We start from the raw sequence: 7,976 nt of genomic DNA, 5'->3' as shown, positions 1-7,976 counted from the left end.
TGACGTTCTCGAGCTTGATGCCGAGGTCTTCCGAGATGGCCTGGCCGCCGGTCAGGATCGCGATGTCCTGCAGCATGGCCTTGCGGCGATCGCCGAAGCCCGGAGCCTTGACGGCCGCGACCTTCAGGCCGCCACGCAGGCGGTTGACGACGAGGGTGGCGAGGGCTTCGCCTTCGACGTCTTCAGCGACGATGACCAGCGGCTTGCCGCTCTGCACCACAGCCTCGAGCAGCGGCAGCAGCTCGTTCAGCGAGGAGAGCTTCTTCTCGTTGATCAGGATGTAGGCGTCGTCCATCTCAGCGCGCATCTTGTCGGCGTTGGTGACGAAATAGGGCGAGATGTAGCCGCGGTCGAACTGCATGCCCTCGACGACGTCGAGCTCGGTCTCGAGCGACTTGGCTTCCTCGACCGTGATCACGCCCTCATTGCCGACCTTCTTCATGGCGTCCGCAAGGAACTTGCCGATCTCGGCATCGCCGTTGGCCGAAATGGTGCCGACCTGGGCGATCTCCTCGTTCGAGGTGACCTTCTTCGAGTTCTTTTCCAGATCCGCAACGACGGCCTCGACCGCAAGATCGATACCGCGCTTCAGATCCATCGGATTCATGCCGGCGGCAACCGATTTGGCGCCTTCACGCACGATCGCGGCGGCCAGCACGGTCGCGGTGGTGGTGCCGTCGCCGGCAGCATCCGCCGCCTTCGACGCCACCTCCCGCACCATCTGCGCGCCCATGTTCTCGAACTTGTCCTCGAGTTCGATCTCCTTGGCGACGGCAACGCCGTCCTTGGTGATGCGGGGAGCGCCGAACGACTTTTCGAGGACGACGTTGCGGCCCTTCGGACCGAGCGTGACCTTCACCGCATTGGCGAGGATGTCGACACCGCGCAGCATCTTGTCGCGGGCATCGACGCCTAACTTGACTTCTTTAGCTGACATATTTTTCCTCCCAGAATTGAAATTCGTCTCTCACCTGCGAGGCAGCGCAGGGGTGAACGTCAGCGGCGGTCGGCGTCAGGCCGCCTTCTTGGAGCCGGCGACGTCGGTAACAACGCCCATGATGTCGCTCTCCTTCATGATCAACAGCTCCTGGCCGTCGATCTTGACTTCAGTGCCCGACCACTTGCCGAACAGCACGCGGTCGCCGACCTGGATATCAATCGGAAGCAGCTTGCCGCTCTCGTCGCGGCCACCCGGGCCGACGGCGATGACTTCGCCCTGGGAGGGCTTTTCCTTGGCAGTGTCGGGAATGATGATGCCGCCTGCGGTCTTCTGTCCGGCCTCGATGCGCTTGACCACGACGCGGTCGTGAAGCGGACGGAATTTCATGCGATCCTCCTTGGCTTCCTGTAATGCCGGGCTGGCAGTCGCAATGAGCGAGTGCTCGCCGCTCCTCACATAGGCCAGTGACACTTGGGCGCAAGGGCTTCAACCCATGTCGCCTGTTAGCCGTTCAAAGACGTGCGAGTCCGGCAGAATGACCGCTTTGCGCCAACAGCTGCCCTCCCCGCCAAGCCCCAATTGAGACATTCGCTGCGCGTCAGTGACGTTCGGGTATTCGGGCGCCGCTCATGCTCTGCGCGGCCAGGCAGTTGTTTGAGACCTTGGTTCACGCCGCCGCCGATCCTCGAAACGTTCTTTCCGCGCATCCTGTCCGAATGAAATTGCGAAGCACATCGCAAAACTCGTCCGTAGCCGAGAACATCGGGTTGTGTCCCCTGCCGTCGAAGAGATAGAGCTGCGCGCCGACAATGCGAGACGCGATGAATACGCTGGCCTCGCATGTGACGAGCCGGTCTTCCCGGCCGTGGGTAACGAGGGTTGGGACGGCGATCGATTCGAGCAGCGGCGCGATGTCCATGCCTGGGTCCGGATCGTAGAAGCTAAGGATGGTCTCAATCGGCAACCTGCACATGCGCTCGGAGGCCATCCGTCGCAGTTCGTCGGTATCTGGCTCGCTGTAGACATACCGTGTTTGCAAGCGAACTAGTTCCTCAACGGCGCCCCGCGCGTAGGCGTCCTGACGAAGCGCTGTGTAATCCGGGTTAAAAACCGGGCGCCCGTTCGGCAGCGTTCCAATCATCGGCGTGCCCACCGTCACGATCTTTCCGACGAGTTCCGGGTGCCTGTGAGCAAGCTGGATGAGCAGGTTTGAGCCGCGCGAGATGCCGACACCGATGATTGGGGCGGCGGCCGCCGCCTGGATAATCGCGCGGAGGTCCTCCATGTGTTGGAGGGTTGAGTAAGGGCGCACGAGAGGGTCGGATCGTCCGGCACCCCGGCAGTCGATCGTGATGACACGGAATTCCTGGCAAAGCTGCTCGAGAATCGGCTCAAAGGTCGCAAGCCCGTATACGATCGGATTTATGAAAACGACGGTCGGCTCGCCGCTGCCGTGCTCGTAGAAGACGAGCCGTGCACCGTCCCGTATTGCGTACTTGGCACGATGAATGCACTTGCGCGCGCGGTCGCGGTCAGCGTCGGTCTCGCCAAGCGCCATGGCGCGCTCGTAGTAGGCGTTCGCTCCATCAAGGTCGTCGTCGACGCCGGCCAAGTCACCGAGCATCAGGAGGCACTCGTGCTCGATGCGCCGGGCGGCCGGCGCTGCATCCCCTCGAGGACGGGTCGTAAGCTGCAGGCACGTTTCAAGTTGGGATACAGCCTCTTTGACAGCATGCCGCGCCTTTGCCAGCCGACCGGCGGCCATCAGATAAATTGCCCCCTGGTCGGGCAGTGCGCCTTCAATAAAATGATGGGCGACGATCTCGGGCTGGCCCACCGTGATCTCTGGCCGCAACCGCTCGATCGCTTGTGCGACGCGCGCATGCAGCTGCTGACGGGACGATTTGAGCAAGGTGGCGTAGGCCGCGTCGCAGACAAGCGCGTGCTTGAAGCTGTACGCATGATGGGGCGGCGTCCCACGTCGTTGGATGAGTCCCGCCTGGCAGAGCTGACCAAGCGCCGCCGCCAGCTGCGCCTCGGAATATCCGGCGACCGCCCTGACGACGTCCTCATCGAACTCCCGACCGATGCAGGCGGCGATCTGTGCGACCTCGCGTGCCGGAGCCAGGCGGTCGAGACGCGCCATGAGCGAATCCTGCAGCGTCGCCGGAATGGCCGGCGGCGGAAGTGGTCCGGCGAGCTCGAGATCGCTGCCGCCAGCCGTTGTCTTCCAGATCGCCGATTCGATGACCGCTTTCGTCAATTCCTCGACGAACAGAGGCACACCCTCCGTACGGGAGAGAATGGCTTCGATCACGATTGGCGGAAGCGACCGTTCACCCGCCGCCATCTGGATGAGCGTTCGGGATGCTGGCCGCCCGAGACGGTTGAGACTGAGTAATGTGACGTGCGGAAAATTCGTCCAAGGCGTCGGCACGTCAGGCCGCAAGGTTGTGACGAGAAGGATTGGCAGAACCCGGATCCTGTCCACCATTCGCTCGAACAGCTCCACCGACGTGGGATCGAGCCAATGCGCGTCCTCGAGGACGACAAGCATCGGCCGCTGCCGCGAAAGCCCCTCCATCTGTGCCAAGAGTATGCCAAAGAGCCGCGCCTTCTTCTCTTGCGGCGTCCCTCCCGGCGCCGCGTAGGATCCATTGAGCGGCAGCCCCATCAGCTCGGCGAGCAACAGCGCCGCGTCCTCCCCGAACTCGCCGGCCGTGCCGAGAAGCCGCTCCAGCTTTTCGAGCTTCAATGAGGGTGCATCCTCACGGAGATACCCGGCCGCCCGCTGGAGCTGGGTGACTACAGGCCAGAGCGCGCTGTTCGCATGATGGGGCGAACAGTAATACCCGATCCGGAACCGAGGTTCGTTTCGGACACGCTCACGGAGTGCAAGGACAATTCGAGACTTGCCGATGCCGGCCTCGCCGGACAGCAGCACGACCTGACCCTCGCCGCTTTTGGCCATCTCCCAGCGATCGAGGAGGAGCGCGAGTTCGTGTTCGCGTCCGATCAGCGGGCCAACATCGGCGCGTCGCAAGGCCTCGAACCGACCCTCGGCTGCCGCTTCGCCAAGAACGCGGAACGCCGGTAGCGGGGCTTCGATCCCTCGGATCTGCTGGGGGCCCAGATCGGTGAGTGTGAACCAGCTGCCAAGGAGGCGCCGTGTGCTTTCGGAGATCCTTTTTACCACAGCACCGGGTTCCGCGAGCTGCTCCAAACGCGCTGCGAGGTTGGGCGTGGCCCCAACAACTCCCTCCTCCTGGGCAGCCCCTTCCCCGATGAGGTCGCCAACGACGACCGGCCCGGTTGCGATCCCGACACGCGTGGAAAGAGCGACACCCGCTCGTTTGTCTAGCCTCCCTACGGCTTCCACGATTGCAAGCCCGGCGCGCACGGCACGTTCGGCCTCGTCTTCATGTGCCTGCGGCCAGCCGAAATAGACGAGCACGCCGTCGCCCATAAGCTTGGCGATGTATCCCTCGAAGCGCGCCACCGCCGCTGCAACCGCTTGGTGGTAGGCAGCAAGGATCTCTCTCATGTCCTCGGGGTCCAGACGCACCGAGAGGGCAGTCGACCCGACAAGGTCGGCGAACATCACTGTCAGATGACGGCGCTCGGCGCGCTCAATTTTCCTCGACGGCGGCGAGGAACCGACTTCCTTCACCGGCAGCCCGCTATCGTCCTCCACCTCTCCGTCACGCAGCTGGGACAAGGCGGCGATCGCCGAGAGGAGCCTCTTGCGATGTCCCAGTGACGTGACGCCGAGCTCACGCAAATCCTCTGCCGTCAGACTGAGCAGCGTCTCCGTGTCCACGTCATTGTCACGAAATGCGCTTTCGTACTGGTCTAAGCCCAGGCGTCGCAGCCAGTCCGCCAGGTCCATATCGACCTCCCAGAGCAAGAGCGTCGATCCTTAATCGGAGGAGTCTAGCGCCGCCTACGTCCGTACACAATCGTGGTCCCCCGCTTGCCGGCAAGGAACGGCCGCGGTCTGCACCGCCCGGAGTGCCAGCGCAATCCCAGTCATCGTCCTGCCCAACCTATTGTGACCCCACCGGAGAGCCGAGCGTAACGTCAGCCTTTGGCCCTGCAGAGACGTGCGGATCCGGCAGATTGACCGCTTTGCGCCAAGGGCCGCCCTCCCCGCGAAGTCGCTGCTTGGCCCTTCCGAGACATGCGGCACCGGCATAACGTTCGGTTTGGGCCAAGAGGTGCCTTCCTTGAACTGAGGGTTCGCCTGCGTCCTGCCTTCCTTTCTCATCCGAGACCGCCAGCCTGGAGCTCGTGGCCCCCCATGCCGACCATGGTCGGGAGCCCGGACCCGCTCGGCTTCTTTCCCGAGGACAGCTCGTTGGGGCAACTCGCAACAGCCATGCGTAGCAGTCGCAGGCCTGCAGAAGCGAGCAGCCAGCTGGGCTGCATGGCTTCATTGAGCGACGGAGAGCATTTTCTCCCGATGCACTAGCAAAAAAGACCGAAGCAAATCGCAGACAGCGAGCCCCTCAACGATCGCTTGGTGCTGGTTCTTGGGTGCCCGAGATCCATGCCAGGCCCCATGCCGCGCCAGAACGGACGGGTCAAGGCCGCAAAGCCCCCGTAGGGCTTGGCCTTGAAGCGGCCGGTCTGGTGTGGCTGCATAAGAGAATTATTATCAGTCCCGGAATGGCTGAACGGTCAAACGCCGGAGCAGCGCGGAGGCCAGAGAAAACGCACCCGGTCGCGTGTCAGGTGATAGCGGTGCCGCAGGCAGACGCCCGAACGAGTGCAGCCCCGAGATCGGTCAATAACGGCACCCGGCGCGCGCATTAGTGATAGCGATGCCGCAGGCAAATGCGTGACCGAGTGCCTCCGGCGAGGGGTTCATCGTGTCCTGGCGTGAGGGATTGCGATCCGAAGGGCGCAGACAGCGCAGAATCTCCAGCGGAGATCTAAGCGGGCTCCGGGCAATTGCATGTTTCCGCTTTTCGGACTGCGTTTTGGGTGCCACCATGCTCGTGAAAGGACGGGAGAGCCACCATGCGCTGGTGTGTCTCGGTCGGGGCGGTGCTTGCTGCGGGGGCGATAGTCGGAGGTGACGTTGCTGGCATTGCCGCGCCGACCCCGAACTCTCGATTCGCCGACGCCAACCGCAGTGTACAGCCCGTCAATGTCGAGCTCATTATCGCAGTCGACGTCTCCTATTCGATGGATATGGACGAACTTGCCATTCAGCTCGAGGGCTATGCGCATGCCATCGTCTCGAAAGACTTCCTTCAGGCGCTGAGGGCCATTCCTGGCAGCAAGGTGGCCGTGACCTATTTCGAGTGGTCGATGTCGGGCGACGAGAAGATCATCATTCCCTGGCGCGTGATCGACGGTCCGGAATCGGCGGATGCCGTGGCTGCCGAGATCATGAAAGCGCCGGTTCGTCGCGGTTCGAGTACCTCGATTTCCGGCGCGATTGATTTCGCGGTGCAGCTATTCGAAGACAACCCCTATCGCGGATTGCGGCGTGTCATCGATATTTCCGGCGATGGGCCGAACAACGATGGAGCCCCCGTAACCGGCGCCCGCGACGCTGCCCTGGAGAAAGGCATCATTATCAACGGCCTCCCGATCATGGTGAAGGAGCCATCCCTCTCGACGACCGATATCGAGAATCTCGATCTCTATTACGAGGACTGCGTGATCGGAGGGCCGGGCGCCTTCGTCATGACGATCAAGGATCGCGAAAAATTCCAGGAAGCGATCCGGACCAAGCTTGTTCGCGAAGTTGCGGGCCTCGCGCCAGAGAGCGGGATCGTCCCAGCCGCCGAGAAAGAGCCTCGGGTGCCCTGTCTGATCGGCGAAAAAAAATCGCAGGAGCGCGGCCGGCGGTGAGTCTCGAGGCAATCATTCAGAGGCGCCGGACGAACAAACTTTGGACAACAGCATATTATGGTCGCCGCCCATCGGGCCGGGGCATTGGAGGCGCTAACGTCCGTTCGTGGCCCACACCGACGAATTCCCGCGCTCGTCCAAATGGCGGCTGTTAAGGGTCGACCGGGAGGGGTCGACGTACGGTCAAAACGACGCGACTGGCGAAAAGGTTTTGGAAACTGTGCCCCAGCAGGCCGTCATCAGCGTATATAGGGGCACAAGGAGGTGCGATATGGCGACAGCAGCTATCCAAGTCGTTCTTGATACGCCGGCGGCGGAGTTCCGGCTTCCGGCCACCGACGGCAAGACTTACGCACTGGACGACGTTGCGGGCGAAAAAGGCACAGTCGTCGTCTTCATCTGCAACCATTGTCCCTATGTTAAAGCGGTGATCGGCCGCATGGTTTCGGACGCCCGCGTGCTGATGTCGGAGAGCATAGGCTTTGCGGCGATTTGCTCGAACGATGCGGCGAGCTATCCCGAAGACTCATTTGAGAATATGAAGCGTTTCGCGAAGGCTCATGATTTCCCGTTTCCATACCTTCACGACGAGACCCAGACAGTCGCTCGGGCGTATGGGGCGGTCTGTACGCCGGACTTCTTCGGTTACAATGCCGACCGCAAGCTCAAGTATCGCGGCCGGCTCGACGAAGGGCGCACAACTCTGCCTCGCGCGGGGGCGCCCCGGGAGCTTGTCGAGGCCATGCGCGCGACTGCGACCACCGGTCTGGCGCCGGCTGACCAAAAGTCGTCGATTGGCTGCTCGATCAAATGGAAAGACGAATGAAGCCGATCGCTGTCAATAGGTTTTGTATCTGAGACCGGCGCGTGCGGCAGCATTGCTGCACATGTGCGATTTGACTAGCGGCATCACGAGGGCGCTGCGGCTGCTGCCGGCGTCGCTTCGCCCCCTTCTCCAGGTCTGCTTCCGGGGCAACACGGACATCAACCGGTGAGATACCCGGTTAAGCCCGTCGAAAATAGTAGAGTCGGATGTGGCGCGGTGGTTGTAGGCTGAACATATCTGTTGCCGCCTCTTTCGTCTGGCGGTGCCTTAGTAGTTCGACCGTGACTCCGTTTCCACATCTCGCTCATCGAACCGGACATGCAGATCGCCCGCATCCGGCTCTCG

At 62.4% G+C, this 7,976-nt stretch carries 5 protein-coding genes; 2 read left to right on the top strand and 3 right to left on the bottom strand.

All coding sequences use genetic code 11. From position 1 onward, the window contains the following. From groEL to AC628_RS33495, 3 genes are all read right to left on the bottom strand, one after another. Nucleotides 1-937: chaperonin GroEL (gene groEL, locus AC628_RS33505; protein WP_143201938.1), on the bottom strand; the 937-nt coding region annotated here is incomplete at its 3' end. Between the two features lie 75 nt (nucleotides 938-1,012). Then, nucleotides 1,013-1,327, bottom strand: a complete 315-nt coding sequence (locus tag AC628_RS33500) for a co-chaperone GroES (protein WP_074131005.1) — start codon at nucleotides 1,325-1,327, stop codon at nucleotides 1,013-1,015. Nucleotides 1,328-1,607: 280 nt separating this feature from the next. After that, nucleotides 1,608-4,829: an alpha/beta fold hydrolase gene (locus tag AC628_RS33495; protein WP_143201937.1), complete on the bottom strand. Its 3,222-nt coding sequence runs from the start codon at nucleotides 4,827-4,829 to the stop codon at nucleotides 1,608-1,610. A 1,133-nt stretch (nucleotides 4,830-5,962) separates the two neighbouring features. Here AC628_RS33495 and AC628_RS33490 point away from each other — a divergent pair. After that, entirely contained in the window at nucleotides 5,963-6,805 is an 843-nt protein-coding gene (locus AC628_RS33490) for a DUF1194 domain-containing protein (protein WP_074131002.1), read from the top strand. A 271-nt stretch (nucleotides 6,806-7,076) separates the two neighbouring features. Then, nucleotides 7,077-7,631 carry a thioredoxin family protein gene (locus tag AC628_RS33485; RefSeq protein ID WP_074131004.1) on the top strand — a complete coding sequence of 185 codons (555 nt, stop codon included), beginning with the start codon at nucleotides 7,077-7,079 and terminating at the stop codon, nucleotides 7,629-7,631. Nucleotides 7,632-7,976: the final 345 nt, after the last annotated feature.

Origin of the sequence: Bradyrhizobium sp. NAS96.2, from assembly GCF_001908235.1 — a bacterium.
GTDB lineage: Bacteria > Pseudomonadota > Alphaproteobacteria > Rhizobiales > Xanthobacteraceae > Bradyrhizobium.
This window is presented reverse-complemented; position numbering and strand designations above follow the sequence as displayed.